The organism is Candidatus Rokuibacteriota bacterium (assembly GCA_016188005.1).
In the GTDB taxonomy this organism is placed as follows: Bacteria; Methylomirabilota; Methylomirabilia; order Rokubacteriales; family CSP1-6; genus UBA12499.
In genome coordinates, this window is record JACPIQ010000083.1 from 1 (window position 1) to 22304 (window position 22304).

General features: G+C 72.1%; 20 protein-coding genes and 1 pseudogene. 4 read left to right on the forward strand and 17 right to left on the reverse strand.

The features are described 5' to 3' along the window. The 8 genes from HYV93_16030 to HYV93_16065 form a co-directional block, all read right to left on the reverse strand. Positions 1–2087: indolepyruvate ferredoxin oxidoreductase family protein (locus HYV93_16030; GenBank protein MBI2527481.1), on the reverse strand; the 2087-nt coding region annotated here is incomplete at its 3' end. A gap of 416 nt (positions 2088–2503) precedes the next feature. Further along, on the reverse strand, positions 2504–3319 hold the full coding sequence (locus tag HYV93_16035; protein ID MBI2527482.1) for a thioesterase family protein: 816 nt from the start codon (positions 3317–3319) through the stop codon (positions 2504–2506). A 164-nt stretch (positions 3320–3483) separates the two neighbouring features. Then, positions 3484–4263, reverse strand: a complete 780-nt coding sequence (locus HYV93_16040; GenBank protein ID MBI2527483.1) for a fumarylacetoacetate hydrolase family protein — start codon at positions 4261–4263, stop codon at positions 3484–3486. A gap of 177 nt (positions 4264–4440) precedes the next feature. Continuing rightward, positions 4441–5442 carry an LLM class flavin-dependent oxidoreductase gene (locus tag HYV93_16045; GenBank protein ID MBI2527484.1) on the reverse strand — a complete coding sequence of 334 codons (1002 nt, stop codon included), beginning with the start codon at positions 5440–5442 and terminating at the stop codon, positions 4441–4443. A 141-nt stretch (positions 5443–5583) separates the two neighbouring features. After that, entirely contained in the window at positions 5584–6255 is a 672-nt protein-coding gene (locus tag HYV93_16050) for an EthD family reductase (protein ID MBI2527485.1), read from the reverse strand. Positions 6256–6340: 85 nt separating this feature from the next. After that, positions 6341–7348 carry a methyltransferase domain-containing protein gene (locus HYV93_16055; protein MBI2527486.1) on the reverse strand — a complete coding sequence of 336 codons (1008 nt, stop codon included), beginning with the start codon at positions 7346–7348 and terminating at the stop codon, positions 6341–6343. 2 nt (positions 7349–7350) lie between these two features. Beyond that, complete coding sequence (locus HYV93_16060; GenBank protein ID MBI2527487.1) at positions 7351–8211, reverse strand: SDR family oxidoreductase; 861 nt, start codon at positions 8209–8211, stop codon at positions 7351–7353. A gap of 22 nt (positions 8212–8233) precedes the next feature. Beyond that, positions 8234–9232, reverse strand: a complete 999-nt coding sequence (locus HYV93_16065; protein MBI2527488.1) for a nitronate monooxygenase — start codon at positions 9230–9232, stop codon at positions 8234–8236. Positions 9233–9431: 199 nt separating this feature from the next. Between HYV93_16065 and HYV93_16070 the strand changes: the two genes are divergently transcribed. After that, a complete protein-coding gene (locus HYV93_16070) occupies positions 9432–10823 on the forward strand; it encodes a radical SAM protein (protein ID MBI2527489.1) in 1392 nt (463 codons plus the stop codon). Between the two features lie 83 nt (positions 10824–10906). Further along, positions 10907–11185 (forward strand): NifU family protein, encoded by a 279-nt coding sequence (locus tag HYV93_16075; protein ID MBI2527490.1) that lies wholly within the window; start codon positions 10907–10909, stop codon positions 11183–11185. A 151-nt stretch (positions 11186–11336) separates the two neighbouring features. Here HYV93_16075 and HYV93_16080 read toward each other — a convergent pair. Further along, positions 11337–11600: pseudogene (locus HYV93_16080) on the reverse strand (ABC transporter ATP-binding protein). Between HYV93_16080 and HYV93_16085 the strand changes: the two are divergent. Further along, positions 11593–11739: a hypothetical protein gene (locus HYV93_16085; protein ID MBI2527491.1), complete on the forward strand. Its 147-nt coding sequence runs from the start codon at positions 11593–11595 to the stop codon at positions 11737–11739. The pseudogene HYV93_16080 and the gene HYV93_16085 sit on opposite strands and share 8 nt — an antisense overlap. 65 nt (positions 11740–11804) lie before the next feature. Here the strand turns inward: HYV93_16085 and HYV93_16090 are convergent, their stop codons facing one another. From HYV93_16090 to msrP, 4 genes are all read right to left on the reverse strand, one after another. Further along, a complete protein-coding gene (locus HYV93_16090) occupies positions 11805–13256 on the reverse strand; it encodes an NAD-dependent malic enzyme (GenBank protein ID MBI2527492.1) in 1452 nt (483 codons plus the stop codon). 165 nt (positions 13257–13421) lie between these two features. After that, positions 13422–13766, reverse strand: a complete 345-nt coding sequence (locus HYV93_16095; protein MBI2527493.1) for a hypothetical protein — start codon at positions 13764–13766, stop codon at positions 13422–13424. A 36-nt stretch (positions 13767–13802) separates the two neighbouring features. Next, positions 13803–14468 carry a sulfoxide reductase heme-binding subunit YedZ gene (locus HYV93_16100; GenBank protein ID MBI2527494.1) on the reverse strand — a complete coding sequence of 222 codons (666 nt, stop codon included), beginning with the start codon at positions 14466–14468 and terminating at the stop codon, positions 13803–13805. A 4-nt stretch (positions 14469–14472) separates the two neighbouring features. Beyond that, on the reverse strand, positions 14473–15423 hold the full coding sequence (gene msrP, locus HYV93_16105) for a protein-methionine-sulfoxide reductase catalytic subunit MsrP (GenBank protein ID MBI2527495.1): 951 nt from the start codon (positions 15421–15423) through the stop codon (positions 14473–14475). A 161-nt stretch (positions 15424–15584) separates the two neighbouring features. Here msrP and HYV93_16110 point away from each other — a divergent pair, with 161 nt between their 5' ends. Continuing rightward, positions 15585–16265, forward strand: coding sequence for a M48 family metalloprotease (locus HYV93_16110; protein MBI2527496.1), 681 nt, complete (start codon positions 15585–15587; stop codon positions 16263–16265). Here the strand turns inward: HYV93_16110 and HYV93_16115 are convergent. From HYV93_16115 to glnD, 4 genes are all read right to left on the reverse strand, one after another. After that, the gene (locus tag HYV93_16115; protein ID MBI2527497.1) at positions 16167–16706 is read right to left on the reverse strand and encodes an RDD family protein; all 540 of its coding nucleotides are present in this window, start codon (positions 16704–16706) and stop codon (positions 16167–16169) included. The genes HYV93_16110 and HYV93_16115 overlap by 99 nt on opposite strands. Beyond that, on the reverse strand, positions 16699–18804 hold the full coding sequence (locus HYV93_16120) for a transglycosylase SLT domain-containing protein (protein ID MBI2527498.1): 2106 nt from the start codon (positions 18802–18804) through the stop codon (positions 16699–16701). Before HYV93_16120 ends, HYV93_16115 begins: the two co-directional genes overlap by 8 nt. A 132-nt stretch (positions 18805–18936) precedes the next feature. Beyond that, complete coding sequence (locus HYV93_16125; protein MBI2527499.1) at positions 18937–19536, reverse strand: CDP-alcohol phosphatidyltransferase family protein; 600 nt, start codon at positions 19534–19536, stop codon at positions 18937–18939. A gap of 12 nt (positions 19537–19548) precedes the next feature. Beyond that, the gene (gene glnD, locus HYV93_16130) at positions 19549–22269 is read right to left on the reverse strand and encodes a [protein-PII] uridylyltransferase (protein ID MBI2527500.1); all 2721 of its coding nucleotides are present in this window, start codon (positions 22267–22269) and stop codon (positions 19549–19551) included. Between the last annotated feature and the right edge of the window lie 35 nt (positions 22270–22304).

Below are 22304 nucleotides of genomic sequence, written 5' to 3' on the forward strand. Positions count from 1 at the left end.
AGGCAGGAGAAGTCCTTGTTGCAGGAGGACTGGTCGATGGCGCGCTTGCGCCCCAGCTCCGTCTCGACAGGCAGCACCGACAGGCAATTGGACTTCTCGTTGCAGTCGCCGCACCCCTCGCAGACGGCCTCGTTGATGAAGGCGCGCCGCGCCGGGTCGGGGTAGAGGCCCCGCTTGCGCCGGCGCCGCTTCTCCGCGGCGCAGGTCTGGTCGTAGACGAGGGCCGAGACGCCCTTCTGCTCCCGCAGCTCGCGCTGCACCGCCTCCAGGTCGTCCCGGTGGCGGACGGCGACGCCCGGGGCGAACCCCGGATCGCGGCCATACTTGGCGGGCTCGTCCGTCACGACCACGATCCGGCTCACCCGCTCCGCGGCCAGCTGCCGCGTGAGCTGCGGGACGGTCAGCTCGCCCGGGAACGGCTGCCCGCCTGTCGCGGCCGTCACGTGGTTGTAGAGGATCTTGTACGTCATGGTGACGCCGGCCGCCACTGCGGCGCGGATCGCCAGCACGCCCGAGTGGTAGTAGGTGCCGTCGCCCAGGTTGGCGAAGACATGCGGGGTGTCGGTGAAGGGGGCCTGGCCGATCCACGCCACCCCCTCGGCGCCCATATGGGTGAAGATCTTGGTGCCCGGGAAGATGTAGGTCGCCATGAAGTGGCAGCCCACGCCGGCCATGCCGTGGCTGCCCTCCGGCACCCGGGTGGAGGTGTTGTGGGGGCAGCCGGAGCAGAAGTACGGGACTCGCCCGGCATCCCCCAGGTACCCCTGGAGCTGCTGGGTCAGGGCGGGCCGGGCGACGGCCCGCTCCTTCTCCTCGAGGACGCCGAGGCGCTCCCGCAGCCGCTCGTCGCCGAAGAAGCGCCCAATGCGTCCGGCAATCACCCGCGCGATCACCTCGGGGGTGAGCTCGCCGGGCGCGGGCAGGAGCCATTCCTCCCGGCCGGGCGCCTCCCCGGCCGTGTCGTCGAACTTGCCGATGACCCGGGGCCGCCGCGGCTCGGGCCAGTTGTAGAGCTGGGCCTTCACCTGGGACTCGAGGAACGGGCGCTTCTCCTCCACGACCAGGATCTCCTCCAGCCCCTCGCCGAACCGGCGCACCCCCTCCGGCTCGAGCGGCCAGGTCATCCCGACCTTGTGGAGGCGGACGCCGATCTCCGCGGCGCGCCGCGCGTCGATGCCGAGGTGGTCCAGCGCCTGGCGCACATCAAGGTAGGACTTGCCAGCCGTGATGATGCCGAGCCGCGCCCTCGGGCTGTCGAACACCGTCTGGTCGAGCCGGTTTGCGCGGGCATAGGCCTGGGCCGCCCGGAGCCGGTACTCGTGGATCCGGCGCTCCATCTGGAGCGGCTGGTCCGGCAGCCTGATATTGAGCCCGTCCGGCGGGAGCACGAAGTCCTCCGGCAGGCGCACGGTGATCCGGTGCGGGTCCACGTGCACCGAGGCCGAGCTCTCGATGGTCTCGTCGATGGCCTTGAGCCCGATCCAGCACCCGGAGTAGCGGGACATGGCCCAGCCGTGGATGCCCAGGTCGAGGTAGTCCTGCACCCCCGCGGGGCTCAGCACCGGGATCATGGCCGCGGTCAGCATGGGCTCGCTCTGGGTCGCGACGGTGGAGGAGCGCGCCATGTGGTCGTCCCCGGCCACCAGCAGCACGCCGCCGTGGCGGGCGCTCCCGGCGGAGTTGCCGTGGTTGAAGACGTCCCCGCAGCGGCCGACGCCCGCCCACTTGCCGTACCAGAGCGCGAAGACACCGTCGTAGCGGGCGCCCTCGAACAGCGTGACCTGCTGGCTTCCCCACACCGACGTGAGCCCCAGCTCCTCGTTGAGCCCCGGCTGGAAGCGGATGTGGTGCTTGACGAGGAAGGGCTCCGCCCTCCATAGGTTCTGGTCCACGCCGTTCAGCGGCGAGCCCTGGAAGCCGGAGATGAAGCCGGCGGTGTTGAGCCCCGCAGCCACGTCCCGCTGCCGCTGCATGATGGGGAGCCGGACGAGGGCCTGGATGCCGGTGAGGAAGACCCGGCCGGACTCGAGGGTGTACTTGTCGTCCAGGGTCACTGTGGCCAGCGCCATGACGCTGCCCTCCTTCATCCGGGCCGCGGTGCCGCGCGCAGAGCTGGCGGCAGGGCGGCCGTGGGACTCAGCCGCGAGGCCTCAGATGGCCACCCGGACGATGTTGCTGGGCGGCGGTCCGCCGCGTGAGGTCGCCGCCGCAGGTCTGAGCGTGGAACTTGAAGCGCCAGGAGCGCCGGTTCCTGGCCCCGCGCGGCGCCCGCGGACCAACTCCCGATCACGCCGGGCGCTCGGGCGGCCCACTCGAGGGAGCGGCGCAGTCGGCTGTCCGATCGCTGGGCTCTGATCGCGGCACGCATGTACAAAAACAATCGCTCGTTTGGCTTATAGTCCTCCGAGCCCAGCCCTGTCAAGCCGGAAAAGCCCGGGCCTGCCGTGCCGACTCAGGACGCTCCTCCAGCCCGCCCGGCGGCCTCAGCGGAGCGACCGTCGGGTCACGCCTCCCGGGGCTCGATCACCAGGGTCTGCAGCGCCCGCCCGATGGGACCGCGGAGATCCCACAGGCGGGTCTCGGTGAGGCCGATGCCGGCCGGATCGTGCGCCGTGACCGCATCCAGGCACACCCACTCGCCCTCGAGCGGGCGGAAGCAGGCCACGGTCAGGTCGGCATTGATGAAGGTGAAGCGCCGCGGGTCCAGGGGCACGGCCACGCCGTTGCCGGAATCGGCGGCGATCATCACGCGCTGCAGCGGCGAGGGCGTCTCGCCGGACACCAGCGCCACGCGGCTGCGGATCCACGCGGCGATGCCGCCCTCCTGGGTGGCGCCGGCCACGCGCCGCGCCTCCACCGCCGTGGCGTACCCCGCGGGGGAGCCGAGCACCACCGGGAAGAGATGGGGCTCCCCCCGGTCGGGGGGATCGGGACAGGTCTTGGGAGCCGGAGACGGCGGGATGTCGCCGCTGGCCGTGCGGATGGCCAGTCCGGTGGCGCGAGCGATCGCCCGGTTCTCGGTGGTCAGCGTCGCGTCGATCCTCCGCACCTTCCGACCGGCCCGCAGCACGCTGGTCTGGATCTCGAACGCGGCGATGGGGATGGGCGCGAGCAGCTCCACGGTGAGCCGCGTGACGGCCAGCGCCGGCTCTCCGGCCACGGCCCGCTCGATGGCGCGCGCGAGCAGCGCCGATGGGGGGCCGGCATGCTGCAGATCGGGGCTCCACGGCCCCCGCGTGTGGGGCGTGGCGATGAACCGCTGTCCGTCTGACACGTAAAAGGCCTCGTCGAGGCCACTCAGCGCTCCTCGATGCTCCACCTGGCTCTCCTCTGCGTCCGGGCTGGATTCGCTTCCGCGCCACCGGCCGGGTGCTGATGCCCCCTAGCGCGGAACCCGTCAAGCCGGCAGTCGTTCCTCCGCGCGGGGCGTGCTGCAACGGGAATGCTACACCCGGGGCGCTCCGCGGGGGCGCGGGGCCGTCATCATCTCCCCGCCGCGATGGGGTTTCGCAGCACTCCGATCCCCGGGATCTCGACCTCCACCACTTCTCCCGCTCGGAGCGGCCGGGTGCTCCCGGGCGCGCCGGTGGTGATGAGGTCGCCCGGGTGAAGCGTGCAGTACTGGCTGATGTTGCTGACGATGGCATAGCAGTCGTGGATCATGTCCCGGGTGCTGCCCCGGTCCTCCTCCCGCCCGTCCACTCGGGTGATGATGTCCAGGTCGTGGGGGTCGATCGTCGTCTCGATCCACGGCCCGACGGGTCCGAAGGTGTCGCTGCACTTCATCCGCCACATGAAGGCGTCCCGGTAGTCGGCGCCGCTGATGTCGTTGGAGACGCTGTAGCCGAAGATGTAGTGGGGCGCCTCCTCCCGGCTGACGCGGTACGCGGGTCTCCCGATGACGACGCACAGCTCGCCCTCGTATTCGAGCACCTTCAGGTCCGGCGGCATCATCACCGTGTCCCCCGAGGCGATGAGGGAGCCGACACCCTTGTGCCAGGGGGTGAAGCGCCTGGCCCGCTCCTCGATCTCGCGCCCCATCTGCTCGATGCGGAACTCGACGTGGCGCGGGTAGTTCTCGCCGACGCCCCAGAAGTTCACCGGGCGCGAGGGAGGCAGCAGCTTGACCCGGTCCAGAGGGTAGACGGCCCCGCTGAGCCGGTAGTCCCCGCTGAACAGGTCGCCCTGGATGGCCCGGAGCCGGTCCGCCTCGACCTGACCGTAGTAGTCGTAGCCGTCCACGCGGAAGCGGGCGAATTTCATGGCGGGCGCTCCTCCTGTCGGGATCGTCGGAGTGCCGGCGGGGGCGCCGGGCCACTCGGAGCCTGCCCGCCGTCGCGCGGAGCCCCGGCGATCAGGGAATCACCTATTATCACGCGCTCGGCTCCCCCGCGCCGCGGCGGCGGTCGAGCTGGCGGGCACGGTCTTCCGCGGGACGCCTCACCGGATACCGGCGGCGCGCAGGCGCGGGAAGACGACGTCACGGAACACCCGCACCTCCTGCTCGGGGCCGACGAAGGTCTGCACCGGCATGAGGTAGAGCTGACGCACGCCGAGCCGGGCCATCTCGACGATCCGATCGGCGCAGTGCTCGGGCCCGCCGATGAGTCCCATCGCATCGCAGAGCTCCGCGATCACCTCGTCCGGCACGAAGGCCGTGGCCGCGATGGCCTCGTCCCAGTCGTGGGCATGCGAGAGATCGGGGTAGATCCGCCGCACCGCGTCCGGGATCTCGAGCGCCGGGAGGCGGAGTCCCGCGGGCTCGAGCCAGTGGCCGCCCCAGCGCAGCACGCCCCAGTGCACGGCGACGGGCCGCGCCTGCCGGCGCGCCTCCTCCAGGGTGGCCGCCGTGCCGGTCCGCACCGCCCAGATGACCTCGAGGTCCTCGAGCCGGCGTCCCGCGCGCCGCGCGCCGCGCTCGAGGTGCTCGAGGGCCCGCTCCACGATGCCGCGGTTGAACCCCACCAGCAGCAGCACGCCGTCGGCGATCTCGCCGGCGACCTCGATGGCCTTCGGACCCGACGCCGCCATCAGCACGGGAATCGGCCGCCCCTGGGCATAGGCGAGCCGCCCCCGCGTGCTCCCGAAGTCAACCGGATCTCCAGCGAGCAGCGCCTTCACCGTCGCAAGGCAGGCACGCATCTCGGCGAGCGTGGCTGGCGGGCGCCCGATGGTGCTCGCCGACGAGTAGCCGGTGCCGATGATGAATTTCACCCGGCCCGGCGCCAGCTCCTCGACCGTCTGGATCGCGCCGGCGAGCACCGAGGCGTGGCGCGTGACCGGGTTCGTCACGGCGGGGAACAGGACCAGCCGGGAGGTGTGGGCGGCGGCCTGGCCGAGGATGACGAAGGCGTCGCGGCCCAGCATCTGGCTGTCGAGGATGCCGGCACCGTCGAATCCCGCCGCCTCGATGCTCTGGACGAGCCGCATGAGGTCTGCCATGGGCGCCGTGCCGGGCACCCGGAGATGAACCGCGACGGGCGCCCCACGTGAGGGCGTCAACACGTACGGCTCGCCGTCGCGCGCTGTCGCACGGCGACTGCGCGCCGGACCGGCCCCGGGCGCCCTCCCGCGGGCAGCCGCTCAGCCAACGACGACGTGCTCCCGGGTGATGATGACAGGCGCCTCCCCGGGCGCCAGGAAGTTCGCCTCGTCGGCGCGCGTCGCCGCGTACGCGGCCGTCGCCGCGGAGGCGCGCATGGCCTGCGTGTCGTCGAACCACGTGAGCGCGACGCCGTCGTAGCGCGGGGTCCGGCCGCTCGCGTAGGCGCCCGGCCGCACGTGGCTCTGCACGTACCGGCGGATCTGCGGGATCCCCGCCGCGATCGGCCCATGCACCTCCCGCCAGTGGCGCTGGAACGCCTCGACCGTGAGGTCCGGCCGACGGGTGAGGAACTCGACCCACTTGGCGGCGCCCGCTGGCACCGGTGCCTCCTTGATGACGTGCTCGTCCGTGAGCAACGTCGTCATGGTCGCCTTGTCGATGAACCGCGGCTCGTCGGCGTCCACCCCCGCCTGGGCGGGGGTGCCGCGGAGCGCCCGCAGCGCGTCCATCGAGTCGAACCAGAGCTCGGCGATGCCGTCCCACGCCGGCTCGCCCTTGCGGTAGCCCGAGGGGAGCGTCGGGGACTGGACGTAGCGCCGGAGGCCCGGCAGCCGGCGCACGACGTCAGCGTGCGCCGTGCGCCAGTGGTCCTGGAAGGCGTCGACCGTCATCCCCGGCTTCCGCTTGACAATCGCGATCACCTTGACCATGTCTCTCCCTCCTCCTGGCGCCGTGCCCGCGCCGGCCCCCCCTGCCCCGGCCGCAGACTCCACGTCAGGGCGCCGTCGTGTGACGTCAGGCGGGCCGGATCCCGGTGACGCGGATCAGGACCGACGGAATGAACTCCTGCGCGGTGACGCCCGTGAAGCCGGCGGCCTCCAGGTAGCCCACGCACTCGGTGACGGAATGGGCGAGGCCGGTGCTACCGTAGACGGTCTCGGCCAGCCCCCACAGCGCCGGGTCCGCGGGGCCGGTACGCTCGCTGTTGAGCATCTCGCCGATCAGATGCATCTCGCCGCCCGGCTCGAGGGCCTCCCACGCCTTGCCGACCACGCGCTGGATGATCTCGCGGCTGTACTGCGGCAGATTGCTCGCCATGATGACGACATCAGCGCCCGCCGGCAGCGGGTCCGCGGTGAAATCTCCGCTGACGGTGGTGATGCGGCCGGCAAGCCCGTGGGAGGCGATGAACTCGCGCGCCACCTCCGTCACCGGCGGCAGGTCGAAGACCACCGCGTGGAGCTGCGCATGCGCCTGGCAGGCGGCGATGCAGTAGCACCCGGAGCCGCCCCCCAGGTCCAGGATGCGCCGCCGCCGCGCGAGGTCCACCTGTCGGACGAAGCGGCGGCCCGAGCCCAGGCCGATGCTGTAGGTCGCCTCGTGGTACTTCCGCGCCTCCTCCACCGTGAAGCCCTGGGCGTACTTGCCCAGGACCACGGGCGGGCCCGTGTCCCTGAGGCGCTCGGCCAGACGCCCCCAGTCCTCCCACTCGGGCTTGGTGAAGAGGATCCACGGCCCGGCATAGCCGGGCTCCCCCTCGACGAGGTAGCGCTCGACGTCGGGCGCGTTGCGGAACCGCGCCCCGTCGCGCACCAGGAGGCCCAGCGCCACGCAGGCCGTCACCAGCCGCTCGGCATTGGTCGGGGTGAAACCCAGTTCCTCGGCGAGCCGCGCCAGCGTGTCGGCCCCGTGCGCCACGCGGGTGAAGAGGCCCAGCTCGACGCCGGCCATCAGCGTGGCCGCCTCGCGGTAGGAGCGGGAGAGCCGCTGGAGCCTCACGGTGTCGAGCCTCGGGTCGGCCATGGTCACTCCTCGATCTTGAAGTAGTCGGGCTTCCCCAGCGGCCAGAAGTCGCCCCAGACCTGCCAGCCGCCGTCCACCGTGAGCACCTCGCCGGTGATGAACTTGCCCGAGGGCGCGGCGAGGTAGACGCAGGCCTGCGCCACGTCGTGGACATCGCCCAGCCGACGCATCGGGTTGTGGACGAAGGAAGGCCGCGCCGTGCGCGGGTACCGCTCGAGCCCCGGGCTGGCCAGCGTGCCCAGCGCCACGCAGTTGATGCGAATGCCGTGCGGCGCCCACTCGAGACAGAGGCTGCGGGAGAACGCCACCTGTCCGGCCCGGGCAGCCGCCGTGTGCGGGATGCCGACGCCCACCTGCTGCGGGGGCACCACCATGCTGACGACCGACCCGGACTCCTTGCGCTCGATCCAGCGGCGCCCGGCCTCCTGCGTCATGTACCAGGTGCCCGTGAGGTTGGTGTCGATGACGGCATTCCACCCCTTCGGCGTGATCGATAGCGCCGGGGCCGCGAACTGGCCGCCCGCGTTGTTGATCAGCACGTCGAGCCGCCCGTGGCGCTCCCAGACGGCGTCCATCAGCCCCGCGACCTGCGCCGGATCCCGGATCGTCATCGCGCGAGTCATGCACGGGATGCCGAGCCGCCCCAGCCAGGCCTCGAGGCCGGCGAGCTTGGCGGCATCCCGCCCGCACGCCACGATCGAGGCGCCCAGCCGGCCGAAGAGGCAGCAGAGGGCGCGGCCGATCCCGCCCGCCCCACCGCTGACCAGCACCACCTGGCCCGCGAAGAGCCCGTCGCGGAAGACGGTGGGGATTCTCTCCAGCTCCTCGTCGGTGAGGCCGCCATACGGATCGCGCTCGCTCACCTCGCCCTCGCTCACCTGCCCGTCAGCGGGGCAGCCGCGCCAGCACGGCCCGGGCCTCGTCCACCATCGCCTCCATCACCTCTTGCGCCGGCCGCACCCCGTGAATCAAGCCCGCCGACTGGCCGCACGCCGCGCTGCCGTTCTCGATGTCGCCCTGCTCGCGGGCCTGGATGGAGGCCGGGAATCCCACGCGCGAGAGCTGCACCGGGAAGGGCTGGATCTCACCCGCGCGCTTCTCCCACTCGCGGGTGAAGTTGTTGCGGATGAGCCGGCAGGGCTTGCCGCTGGAGGCACGCGTCACCACGGTCCCCTCCTCGTCGATGGCGACGATCTTCTGCTTGTAGTTGTCGTGGGCATGGGCCTCGGCGGTGGCGATGAAGCGCGTCCCCAGCCATACGCCGACGGCGCCCAGCGCCAGCGCCGCCACCAGCCCGCGCCCGTCCGCGATGCCCCCCGCGGCGACCACGGGCACCGGCCGCACCGCGTCCACGATGGCCGGGATCAGCACGAGCCCGGCGATCCGCCCCGTGTGCCCGCCCGCCTCATGCCCCTGGGCGATCACCACGTCCACGCCGCTGGCAGCGTGATCCCGGGCCTGCTTGACGTTGCCGCAGAGGGCCATCACCCTCATCCCGAGCCGGTGGGCCTCGGCCGTGACGGGCCCCGGGTTTCCGAGCCCGGCGATGAGGACTGGCACCCGCTCCTCGAGGGCCACGTCGATGGAGCCGCGCACGGCATCCGTGAAGCGGTCCACTTCCTCCCCGGCGGCGCGGATGGTGGCGAAGAGCACGTCGACGCCGAAGGGCTTGTCGGTGGCATCCCGCACCCGGCGGATCTCCTCGCGCAGTCCCTCGGGGGTGTTGTGCGCGGCCGCCAGCACGCCCAGGCCCCCTGCCTCGGACACGGCCGCCGCGAGCCCAGAGCGCGCCACGAAGCCCATGCCCGCCTGGCAGATCGGGTAGCGGATGCCGAGGAGGTCGCAGAGCGGGGTATGGAGCGCGCTCCGGGTCCCGGTCGTCATGGCGTGTGCCTCCCGGCCGCGGGGCTCAGCGGCCCCGGGGCTTCCGGAAGATGGCGAGGGCGGAGACGACGTGGCTGGAGATCAGGGTGATGGGGCGCATGGCCTCCCAACCCTACCATCAGGCCCGGTCCCCGTGCCAGACTCCGCGCGGATCGGGCGGGTCGGCGGGGCTCGACGGCAGGTGTACGATGAGGGCTCCATGAAGGCGCCCGGGGACATCCTGCTGATCGCCTGCTACGAGCTGGGGCATCAGCCGTTGAGCGTCGCCTGGCCGGCGGCCGTGCTCGCGGAACGCGGCTACGCGCCGGCCGTGCTGGATGTGTCGGTGGAGCCCTTCGATCCCGAGAAGGCCGCCCGGGCCCGGCTCGTGGCCATCTCGGTCCCGATGCACACGGCGCTCCGGGTGGGTGTGACCGCCGCCGGGCGCGTGCGCGCCGTGAACCCCGGCTGCCACATCTGCTTCTTCGGGCTCTACGCGCACCTCAACGCCGGACATCTCCTCGCCCACGGCGTGGACAGCGTCATCGGCGGCGAGCCCGAGCCGCCTCTGGCCGATCTGGCCGACGCCCTCGCCAGAGGCCAGGAGCCCCGCGTGCCCGGCGTGGCCACGGCCCGGGCGCCCGCGCCGCCCCACCTCGCACGCCACCCCCTGCCGCGGCCGAGCCGCGCGTCGCTGCCGGGGCTCAAGAAGTACGCGCGGCTCGAGCGCGCCGGGCGACGGGAGGTGGCCGGCTACGTCGAGGCGAGCCGCGGCTGCCTCCACCTCTGCCGCCACTGTCCCATCCCGCCTGTCTACGGTGGCCGCTTCTTCGCGGTCCCCCGGGACACGGTCCAGGCGGACATCCGCCAGCAGGTCGCCGCCGGCGCCACCCACATCACCTTCGGCGATCCGGACTTCCTCAACGGGCCCGGCCAGGCCCTCGCGGTAGCCCGGGGGCTGCACGCCGAGTTCCCCGGGATCACCTTCGACTTCACCGCCAAGGTCGAGCACCTGCTGAGGCACCGCCGGCTCCTCCCCGAGCTCGCCAGGCTGGGCGCCATCTTCGTCGTCTCTGCCGTCGAGTCGCTCAGCGATACGGTGCTCGGCCACCTGGCCAAGGGGCATACGCGCGCCGACGTGGGGGAGGCGCTCGCAGCGGTGCGCGAGGCCGGCATCGCCTTCCATCCCACCTGGGTCGCCTTCACGCCGTGGACGGCGCTCGAGGACTACCGGGACATGCTGGACTTCGTCGAGCGCGAGGCACTCGTGGATCACGTGGACCCGGTGCAGTACTCGCTGCGGCTCCTGGTGCCGCCTGGCTCGCTGCTCCTCGAGAGCCCGGCGCTACAGCCCTTCCTGGAGGGGCTCGTCCAAGAGGAGTTCTCCTACCGGTGGGCGCACCCGGATCCCCGCATGGAGGCGCTCCACACGGCCGTGGCCGCCGTGGCGGCCCAGGCCGCCGAGCAGGGTGAGGATCCCGCCATCACCTTCGATCGGGTGCGCGCGCACTGGGCCGCGGCGGCCGGCCTCACTCCGGGCCCCGCCGTGGCCCCCGGCCTCCCCCGCGACCGGGCCCGCCCGCCGCGCATGACCGAGCCGTGGTTCTGCTGAGCCGAGCCCACCCGGGGCCAGTTGGCCCTGACTGGATATTCGGGTACAGTGGTGGTCTAGTAGGAGGTCACAAGGAGGCCCTCATGAGCGACGATCTCAAGGCCAGGGTGCAGGAGCTGATCGAGTCGACCATCAACCCGGCCGTGGCTGGTCACGGCGGTTTTGTCGAGTTGATCGACGTCCAGGAGAACAAGGTCTATCTCCAGCTGGGCGGGGGCTGTCAGGGCTGTGGTGCGGCGGACATCACCCTGAAGGCGGGGATCGAGCGACTGATCAAGGAGGAGCTTCCGGAGGTCGAGGAAGTCCTCGATACCACCGACCACTCCTCCGGAAGCAACCCCTACTACACGCCCGGCAAGTAGCCCCTACCGCTCGCCCTTCCTCGCTTCCCCCTCCCCCGACGGGCGAGCGGGAGCGGCGAGGAGGAGGCGCGTCAGGCTGTCAGCCCCGGCCGGAGCCGGAGGTCCTGCCCGGCCCGGTCGTCCGTCACCAGGTCGGCGGGAGCGGCGCCTGTCAGACCTCCAGCCACTCCCGGCGCACGGCCGCGTTGCCCTTGAGGTCCTCGGGCGTGCCCTCGAACACGATCCGGCCATGCCCCATCACGTAGAGCCTCCTGCTGATCCGCAGCGCGATGGTGAGCTTCTGCTCGACGAGCAGGATGGAGATGCCGCGGCGTGCGATCTGCTCGAGAAGTCCTGCGACCAGCTCCACCAGCTTCGGCGCCAGCCCCTCGGTGGGCTCGTCCACCATGATGAGGTCCGGATCGCCCATGAGCGTGCAGTTCGGCACGGCCTTCGGCACCTGCCCGATCCGCGGGGGGAGCGTGAGCTACGGCGTGCGCGGCAAGCGCTGCACCAAGCCCGCCGAGACCCAGGTCCCGCCGATCATCGCCTGGAAGCAGGCCCTCACGCCGTAGCGGAGGCGAATCGCCTGCCGCCAGCGGCGGGGGCTGTCCCCGCGCTGGCGCCCGGGGCCCGGGCGTCAGGGGGCCTTGGTGCCGGCCTTCCCGCTGGCCGCCGCCGGGAGGGCCCGGCGCGCCTGCCCCGTCTGCACCGCCGCGCGCGCCACGGCGCCGGCCACCGCCTCGCCCACCCGCTTGTCGAACACCGACGGGATGATGTACTCCTCGCTCAGATCGCTCGCCGAGACGATCGAGGCGATGGCCCGCGCGGCGGCGATCTTCATCTCGTCGTTGACCTGGCGGGCCCGCACGTCGAGGAGACCGCGGAAGAAGCCCGGGAAGCACAGCACGTTGTTGATCTGGTTCGGGTAGTCCGAGCGGCCCGTGGCCATGACGCGGACGATGCCGTGCACCGTCTCGGGCATGACCTCCGGCGTGGGGTTCGCCATGGCGAAGACGACGGGGTGCTTCGCCATCCGCTGGATGTCCTTGGCCGTCGCCACGCCCGGGCCGGACAGCCCGATGAACACGTCCGCCCCCTTGAGGGCCTCGGCGAGCGTCCCGCGCACGCCCTTCTCGTTGGTGTTCTCGGCGAACCAGGCCTTGACGGGGTTCATGTTCTCGGTGCGGCCGCGGTACAGCGTGCCCTTGGTGTCGCAGCCGATGACGTGGTTGCACCCCATGGCCATGAGCAGCTTGGCCGTGGCGATGCCCCCGGCGCCGGCCCCGGAGAAGACGATCTTGACGTCGCTCATCTTCTTCTTGACCACCTGCAGCGCGTTGAGCAGCGCCGCCAGCACCACGACGGCCGTGCCGTGCTGGTCGTCGTGGAAGACGGGCACGTCCAGCTCCTTGCGCAGCCGCTCCTCGATCTCGAAGCAGCGGGGGGCGGAGATGTCCTCGAGGTTGATGCCCCCGAAGATCGGCGACACGGCGCGCACGATCCCCACGATCTCGTCCACGTCCTTGGTGGCCAGGCAGAGCGGGAAGGCGTCCACGCCGGCGAACTCCTTGAAGAGGAGCGCCTTGCCCTCCATGACGGGGATGGCGGCCTTGGGCCCGATGTCGCCCAGCCCCAGCACCGCCGTGCCGTCGGTGACCACGGCAACACAGTTCTGCTTGATGGTGAGCGTGTAGACCTTCTGCGGGTCGTCGTGGATCGCCATGCAGACCCGCGCCACGCCGGGCGTGTAGGCCATGGAGAGGTCGTCGCGCCCCTTCACCGCCACCTTGCCTCGGACCTCGATCTTGCCGCCCAGGTGCATGAGGAAGGTCCGGTCGGAGACATGGACCACCTTCACTCCGGCCACGTGGCGGAGGGCGTCCACCACCTGCTGCCCGTGCTTGCTGTCGCGGGCATTGAAGGTGATGTCGCGGACGACCACCTTGGGCCCCATCTGGACGATGTCGATGGCCCCGATGTCGGCCCCCGCACCCCCGATGGCGGAGGTGACCTTGCCGAGCATCCCTGTCCGGTTCCGGATCTCGAGACGGACCGTCATACTGTAGCTGGCGCTGGGAGCGGTGTGCATGGGCTCGATCCTCCTTGATGGCGTCTGCCGTAGGGCTCAGGTCGCGGCGATGGTCTCCGGTCGGGTCGCGCAGGGGCTGGAAGAGGTGCTTTCTGGCTCTCTCAGCACCATCCGCCATGCGGGCAGCTTGAGTCCATGAGTCGTTTGTCTCATTTTCCGCTGCGGCTACCGCGTCCGGCCCAGGACGAGCTGGCCCTCCGTCTCCCCCTTCTTCAGCGCGTGCTGGTTCTGGCCGGTGGCCTCGGAAACCTTCCGGGAGACATAGGCGTAGATCTCGTCGACGGTGATGATGCCGTCGCCGTCGAGGTCGGCCCTGCCGCGGAGGCCCTCGAGGAGATAGTACGTGAAGACGCCATGCCCCAGCTCCTCGCGCTCCTCGCTCACCTCGCTGGCCCGGCCCGCCGTGAGGACCACGCGCCCGCGGGCCCGGGACAGCCGGGTCAGGGAAAGCGTGCCGACAATGGCCCGTGCGGTGGGCGAAAGTAGGCCGAGTGTACTACCGATCCTCACCCGGGTGCGCTGCTCTCTCTGAGCGGTGCTGCGGGATCAGCTGTGCGAGCGAGACTGCCCCACGGGATCCACCGCCAGGGCGGCTTCGCCGAGCGGGGGGCGCCCGCGGGCAGCCAGCCGCCGCGCCCTGTCCCAGAGCCTCACGCCGAGCAGGAGCGCCAGCACCCCCGCGTACCAGTAGGGATCCTGCACGCCCTTCTTGGCCAGCCAGAGGAAGTGGAGCACCCCGAGGACGCCGATGGCGTAGACCAGCGCGTGAAGGCGCCGCCATGCCCGGCCGCCCAGCCGCCTGATCATGCCCGCCGTGGAGGTGGCCGCCAGTGGCACGAGGAGCGTGAGTGCCGTCATCCCCACCGTGACGTACGGGCGCTTCACGATGTCGGCCCCCATCGCGCCCCAGTCGAAGAAGTGATCGAGGACGATCCAGACCGAGAAGTGGAGCGCCGCGTAGAAGAAGGCGAACAGGCCGAGGAGCCGCCGCAACGACACGGGCCACGCCCAGCCGGAAAGGATCCTGAGCGGCGTCATGGCCAGGCAGGCCAGGAGGAGCCTGAGCGTCCAGTCCCCCAGCGTGTTGGTGACGAAGCTGATGGGATTGGCCGTGAGGCTGCCCGCCCAGGCGCGCCAGAGGAGAAAGGCGAGCGGCCCGAGCCCCACGGCCCAGACGCCCCATTTCAGCAGGACCCGGGCCCGCCACTGCATCCCGTCAGTAATACTTCTTGAGGTCCATGCCCGCGTAGAGCCCGGCCACCTGGTCGGCATAGCCGTTGAACGGCAGGGTCTTCCTCCGGCGGAACTCGCCGATCCGCCGCTCCGTGGCCTGGCTCCAGCGCGGGTGGTCCACGGCCGGGTTCACGTTGGAGTAAAAGCCGTACTCGCGGGGCGCGGCCTTCTCCCACGCCGTCTTCGGCTGCTCCGCCACGAGGCGGATCCGTACGAGGCTCTTGGCGCTCTTGAAGCCGTACTTCCACGGGACCACGACGCGGACGGGCGCCCCGTTCTGGTTCGGCAGCACCTGGCCGTACATGCCCACCGTGAGGAGGGTGAGCGGGTTCAGGGCCTCGTCCAGACGGAGGCCCTCGACATAGGGCCAGTCGAGGCCTCCGAAGCTCAGCAGCCCCTTGCGCTGACCGGGGAACTGCTCCGGGTCATGCAGCGTGGTGAACTCCACGAAGCGCGCCGGGCTCGTGGGCTCGACGCGCTTCAGCAGCGTCGAGAGCGGATAGCCGATCCATGGGATCACCATCGACCAGCCCTCCACGCAGCGCAGCGCGTACACGCGTTCCTCCAGCGGGGCCAGCCCGAGGATCTCCTCGATGTCGAGCCGCCGGGGCCGGGCCACGAGCCCGTCCACCTGCACCGCCCACGGCCGAGTCCGGAGGGAGGCGGCCAGGCGCGCCGGGTCGTCCTTCTCGACACCGAACTCGTAGAAGTTGTTGTAGGTGGTCGCGCTCTCGAAGGCCGTGGGGGATTCGGACCGGCTCAGGGCCGCATTGCGCGGGGCCTTGAGCGCCTGTCCCGCGGGGGGGGCCGCCGTGGCGCCGGCAGGCGCCAGCACGAGCGCCGCGGCCCCGACCATGAACGCGCGCCTCTGGAGATAGAGCTGGGGGGGCGTGATCTCGGAGGCCTTGAATCTGCCGGCGCGCCTGATCAGCATGGCATACCCTCCTGTGGGGCCTCAGTGTACCAGTCCCTCCAAGCCCATGCCGCCACCGCACCCTCCCGTTCTGCGCCGCGTCACGCCGTTCGGGGCCATGCTTTTCTTGAGGCATCGTGGCGGACCTATGCCTATGCTGATGGCCACTCGCGCGAGGCCCCATGACCATCCGGACTCTCGTCGCCGCATCACCCCTCGCCGTGCTCCTCGCCGGCTGCTCAGTCGTGCCGCCCGGCGCCTACTACCCACTGCCGAGCGATCCCGCGACGAGCCGCGTCGCCGGGGTGCTGCATCGGGCGGCGGTGGCGGCCGGCGACGACCCGGCCCGCTATTCCTTCGCCTTCGTGAAGACGAAGGTGTCCGCGGCCTTCAGCGACGAAGAGGCCACCTTCTACTTCACCGAGGGGCTCGCCGCGCAGCCCTTGCCCGTCGTGGAGGCGGTGGTGGCGCATGAGGTGGCGCACGAGGTGCTGGGCCACATCGGCACACGGCGGGCGCTGGCGCTGTCCATCAGCGCGGGCTTCACCGTGCTCGGCGTCGTCGCGCCCGGCGTGAACCTGGTGGACTTCCTGGTCAACCCGATCGCCGTGAGGGCCTTCTCCAGGCGCCAGGAGCTCGAGGCCGATCGCAAGGCGGTGGAGATCCTGCGCGCGATGGGCCATGCTGCGCCCCGCCGCGTCCTCGCGCTGGCGCTGTCCTCCCTCGCCGCCGCGAGCCCCAAGCCCAGGGAAGATCTGGGCGGGCTACTGGCCAGCCACCCCTCGCTCCACGAGCGGCTGGCCGCTCTCGAGCCGCTGGAGGCGCCCCTGACTCCCGTCGCCATCGCCGGCCCCGCGCAGTAGCACGACCCGCGTCCCGGCGATCCTGTCGGCGAGCCCCCGCCTGTCCGGCCCCAGCAGCAGCACCGCCGACGGGAGCCAGAGCGCCAGCGCGTCGAGCAGGCCGCCGAGCACGCGGAGCAGCGCGCGGGGGTACCCGGCCCGGGCGCCGTGGCCCCGCACCACCGCGATCCCCAGCGCCATCTGCCCCGGCGTCTGGCCGCAGCCACCCACGAAGGCGACGTGGTAGGCCATGTGGAGCGCCAGGCCGAGGGGGAGCAGCGCCCCCAGCAGGAGCAGGGCCTCCACCGCGTCCCGCCTCAGCCCGCGGAGCGCCCAGAGCCCCAGCAGCAGCCACATGGCGCAGAGGGCGACGGCGCCAAGTCCGATCAGGGCGTCGAGGAGAGCCGCGGCCCAGCGCCGCCCGAGCCCGGCCCGCGTGAGCGACCCTGCCTGATCAGTCACCGGCTGGCGGGCCGTAGAGACGCCGGTACTCCTCCCAGGACACGGTCACCCGCTTGACGAAGGCCCGGGTCTCGTTGAACGGGATGTGCTCTACCCAGACATCGATATCGTCCCCGTGGCGCGTGGCCCACCATTCCCGCACTCGCGTGGGGCCGGCGTTGTAGGCGGCGATGGCGAGGCGCGGCTCCCTGAACTCGCGGACGAGCCCGGCCAGGAAGGCTGTGCCCAGCTCGAGGTTCGGGCCGGGCTCCTCCAGCACCTCGCCGCCCTGGAAGGCGAGCCCGCGCTGCCGTGCCATCGGGCGCGCCGTCTCGGGCATGAGCTGCATGAGGCCGCGGGCCCCCACGCGCGAGCGCGCCCGCGGGTTGAAGGAGGACTCCTCCCGCACCACCGCGGCAACAAAGAGCGGGTCGAGGGCGGCGCGGGAAGCGGCACCGGTCAGCTCCGTGCGCCATCCCAGCGGATAGAACATCTCCCAGAACGCCCGCGGCAGCCAGGGGTGCCCGGCCCGCGCCAGCCCCAGGAAGTCGCGCCTCAGGATACGAAGGGCGAGGTGATAGCGCGCGTCCTCGACGTAGGCGGCAGAGATGGCGAAGAGCCGCACCGGCTCTCCGGCGGCTCGCCGGGCCAGCTCCTCCATCTCGCCGTCGGCCCAGGCCGAGAGGCCCACGGCCCGCAGGGCCTCGACCTTGGCGTAGCGGGGCTCCCCGCGGAGCGGATCAAGCGGATCGGCCGGAAACGACAGGGCGCGAGGCGCCCCCTCCGTCGGTGCGGTCACCGGCCTGCGCGTCATCCGCCGTGAGGCCAGCAGCCCGTAGTAGCTCCGCGGCGCGCTCGCCGCCAGCGCCGCCCATTGCCGGGAAGCTTCGTCCATGTCCCCGCGCTCCTCGCGGGCCCGCCCCATCCAGTAGCCGCCGGCCTCCCGGTAGTTCGAGCCCCCGCGCACGGCGGCCAGACGCCCCCAGCGGAGCGCCGCCTCTTCGAGGCTCCCGCGGAGCCAGGCGAGCCAGCCGAGCCGCCAGAGGGCGCGCCCCGCCTCGTCCGCCTCCGGATACTCGGCAGCAAGCCGGCGGTACACCGCCTCGGCCTCGGCCGGCAGCGACGCGGCCTCCAGCAGCTGCGCCTTCAGGAGCAGGGCCTCCGGGGCCTCGGGGCTCTGGGGATGATTGCGAACCAGGAGATCGAGGGCGGCAATGGCCGCAGGCCGGGAGCGCTGCAGGAGCCGCGCCCGCTCGAGCAACCATGGGGGCCGCCTCGCCGCGTCGGCCAGTGACAGCGCGCGGTCCACCGCTCCCAGGGCCTCCTCCGCGCGCCCCGTACGCCGGGCCGCCTCGGCGACGACGCGGAGGGCGCGCAGCACCGTGTCGCCCGCCGCCCCGTCCCGCAGGAGCGCCTCCGCCTCGGCGCGGGCCGTCCCTGCCAGTCCCGCCGCGAGGAGGCGCTCGGCGCGGTCGAGCCGCTCCCGCGTGGTCACGGGCAACACCACCGCTCCGCGGTCGGCCAGGAGCCGCTCCTGCTTCTGCGCGGGATCGGCCTGGGGTGAGCCCGGAGCGCCGATCCAGATCGCCCGGAGGAGGCGGAGCCCCTCGGCCGGCCGGCCCGTGGCCAGGAGCGCCTGGGCCAGGGCGTACCGTGCCCCCGCGCTCTCCGGATGTTCGGGATAGCGGTCGAGGAAGCGGCGATAGTGCAGGGCGGCCCCCGCGTCGTCTCCCGCCCGGGCGGCCTCCCGCGCCGCCAGCAGGAGGGCGTCGTCCAGGAGCGGCCCGTTGCCGGCCTTCTCCGCCGCGCGGAGCGCCACCTCTCTGGCGCCGGCGGGGTCCCCGAGCCGGGACAGCGCCTCGGCCTGGAGCAGCAGCGCATACTCGGGGATGGGGGTGGGTGCTGCGGCGATGTCGGCGAAGTCGCGGGCGGCCGCCTTCGCATCCCCGTTGCGGTGCTGCGCCAGCGCGGAGGCCAGCCGCCCCCGCCACTCGGGGCTGAGCCTCACCGGTGTGGCCGTCGCAGGCGCTCTGGGGAGGGCATGGCCTGCACCGAGGGCGGCGCTGTGACCCAGGCCGACCAGCACCGCGACGGCGACCACCGGGAGCCCCCCCCACATGACGCCAGTGTACCCCCTCGCGGGCCCTCGCTTCCGCCCCCTGCGCGAGGCGCCTGCGCGGGGGGAAGCGCGCGCAGGGCCTCATCGAGGAACGGCCACGGCCTCCGCGGCGTCGTCCCGGTCCCGCACCTCCTACTGCGGGAGGGCGTGGAGGGAAGCGGCCCGGGCGGCGCGGCGCGTGTAGAGGATCCGCTGCAGCGCCGTGACGTGGGTGAGCGCGGCGAGGAGCGCCATCGCGGGGACCAGGAGGTTGAAGAGGGCGCCCGCGATGAGCAGGATGAGGCGCTCCGGCCGCTCCATGATGCCGATCTCGCAAGCGATGCCGATGGACTGGGCGCGCGCCTTGGTGTAGCTCACCATCACGGTCCCCACGAGACCCGCCATGGTGAAGGCGCTTCCGGGCCCGTCCCCCGCGCGCTGGCAGAGAACCAGGATGCCCAGCAGCACCACGAGGTCGGAGTAACGGTCCACGACGGAGTCGAGAAAGGCCCCGAAGAAGGACTCCTGGCCCGCCATCCGGGCCAGCGAGCCGTCGAAGAAGTCGAAGAGCCCGGACAGCGCCAGGAGCACCGCGGCGAGCCGGAGCTGTCCCTCGGCGAAGGCCCAGGCCGCGAGACAGGACACGCCGAGCCCGACGATGGTGAGGTGATTGGGTCTCAGGCGCGCCCGCAGGAGCAGGCGCGCCACGGGATCGCCGATACCCTGGAAGCGGCTCTTGTAGTGGCTCAGCATCTCGCCGCCGCGCTACAGGGGCTTGAGCAGCGCATCCTCGAGGGCCTCCCGGAGCCGGTCCATGGCGGCCGGCTCCTCGAGGCGGCGCCCCTGCCGGTCGGCGACGTAGAAGGTGTCGTAGGCCTGGTCGATCTCCGTGGCGATGCGTGCGCTGCCGATATCGAGCCCGAGCGTGGCGAAGGTGCGGGTGATGAGGTAGAGGAGCCCCACCCGGTCGGGGCACTTGACCTCCACCACGGTGTGCGTGTCCGAGAGGTGGTTGTCCACCGAGATCTTGGGCGGTCCGGGCACGGGTTCCTCGGCCCGGCGCGCGGCGCGGCGCGCCGCCAGGAGATCCTCCACGGCCTGCTCGCCCCGTAGCACGCGGTGCAGGGAATCCAGGGTGCGGCGCCACCGGGCATCGTCCGTCACCGTGCCGCCGAACGGGTCGTTGACCTGGAAGGTGTCCAGCGCGATCCCGTCGGCCCGGGTGTGGATCTGCGCGGAGAGGATGTTGACCCCCTCGGAGGCCAGCGTGCCTGCGATGAGCGAGAAGAGCCCGGGTACGTCCCGCGTGGCGAGGACCAGCTCGGAGGAGCCGAGATCCGGATGGTGGAACAGCTCCATCGCCGCCCCGTCCTCCTCGAGCCGCTCCACGAGCCGCAGATGCGCGGCGATGCGCTGCGGCGGCGTGGTGATGACGTAGCGCTCCGACATCATGGCCAGGTGGGCCAGCACCGCGCGCCGCGTGCCCTCGCGCCCCAGCTCGTCCCAGACCCGGCCGGCCACGCGGTCCCGGTTCACGCGCTCGGAGCGGCCGCCGGTGAGCCGGGCCATGGTGCGCGCGCACAGCTCCCACAGGATCCGCGCCTGCCAGCCCGTCATGATGCCCGGGCCCACCGCCCGCATGTCGGCGACCGTGAGGAGGTAGAGCATGCGGAGGCGCTCGGGCGTCTCCGCCGCCTCCGCCAGCGAGGCGATGGTCTTCGGGTCGTCGATGTCGCGCCGCTGGGCGACGTGCGACATGGTCAGGTGGTGCGCCACGAGGAAAGTCACCGCCTGGGCGTCCTCGGGCGGCAGCCCGATGCGCGCCGTCAGCTCCTCGACGAGGGGGATCCCCTTGGCCACGTGCCCGTGGCCCTTCCCCTTGCCGATGTCGTGCAGCAGCATGCCGAGCATCAGGAGATCCGGGCGCGCGACGTCGTTGAGCACCTCCGCCGCGCCCTCGGCCTCGGCGGAGTGCCCCGGTGCGAGGGCCTCCAGGTTCTCCACGGCCAGCAGCGAATGCTGATCGGCGGTGAACCGGTGATAGACGTCGTACTGCACGAGGCAGGTCAGCGCGGCCCACTCGGGCAGGTAGCGTCCCAGGAGCCCCAGCTCGTGCATCCCCCGCAGGGTCTGCGCGACCCGCCCCCAGTCCCGGCAGATGGCGAGGAAGAGGTCCCGCACCTCGGGGGAGGCCTTCCACCGCTCGTCCACGAGGTCCAGCGAGTCCTCCACGGCGCGCTCGAGGTCGATCCCCAGCTCGGCGCCGAGCCGGTGCGAGTGCCAGAACACCTTCATGAGCCGGAGTGGATCCTCGCGGAACGCGCGGCCGTCGGGCTCCACCAGGCGGAGCTGCCCGTCGAGCACGAAGAGCCCGTCGGCCAGCGCCTCCTGCCGCAGCCGGCGTCCCACGGGGCGGGGGCGCGAGAGTGTCTCGCGGCAGCGGGCGATGAGCCGCCGGGAGACGCGGTGGATCACCCGCGCGTGCAGGTAGTAGTCGCGCATGAACTTCTCCACGCCCAGCGACACCTCGTCGCTCGCATAGCCGAAGTTCTTGGCAATCTGCGGCTGCACGTCGCGCGACAGCACGTCGTTCTTGTGGCCGGAGAGGAAGTGCAGCTCGTTGCGCACGCGCCAGAGGAAGGTGAGCGCCGCGTCGGCCGTACGCTGCTCGCGGTCGGTGATGAGCCGCTTCTCCGCCAGCTCCCGCAGCGTGCGCGTGCCGAACTTCGTGGAGGCCAGCCACATGGCCGTGTGGATGTCGCGCAGCCCCCCGGCGGACTCCTTCACGTTGGGCTCACCCATGTACGGCGAGCCGCCGAACTTCCGGTAGCGCTGGTCGCGCTCGGCGAGTGTCGTCTCCAGGAACTGGCCGAAGTCCTTCCGGTAGACGTTCTCGGCGAGCACCTTGCGGAAGCGGCCGAAGAGCCGCCGGTCGCCGACGAGGTAGCGGGCCTGCTGCATGGAGGTGCGGCTCGTGAAGTCGGTGCGGGCCATGGCCACGCAGTCGGGGAGGCTCCGCAGCGAGTGGCCCACCTGCAGCCCGAGGTCCCAGAGCGTGTAGAGCAGGCCCTGCGTGGCGCGCTGGACCATGGGCCCCAGGTCGCCGTCGTAGATCACCATGAGGTCGAGGTCCGAGAGCGGGTGCAGCTCGCCGCGGCCATAGCCGCCCAGCGCCACGAGCACCATGGGCGCCGGCGGCGCGCCCTCCTGCTTGGCGTCCTGCACGGCCAGGCCGTAGAGCGTGGCGAGGAAGCCGTCCATGAACGCGGCGTAGGCCTGGACGGACTGCTGGCCGGAAGCGCCGCCGAGATGCGCTGCCCGGAGGAAGTCGACGTTGGAGGCGAGGTGCTGCCTGAGGAGCTCCAGGCGCAGCCGCCGACGGCGCTCGGTCCGCTCGGCCGGCGCGCCCTCGAGGCCCTTCTCGGCCTGGGCCTCCACCCGCCGCACCTGGCGAAAGAGCTCCCCCGTCATGGCGAAACGGTACATGCGGGGCTGAAGGCTGTCAAATCTGGCGCAGACTT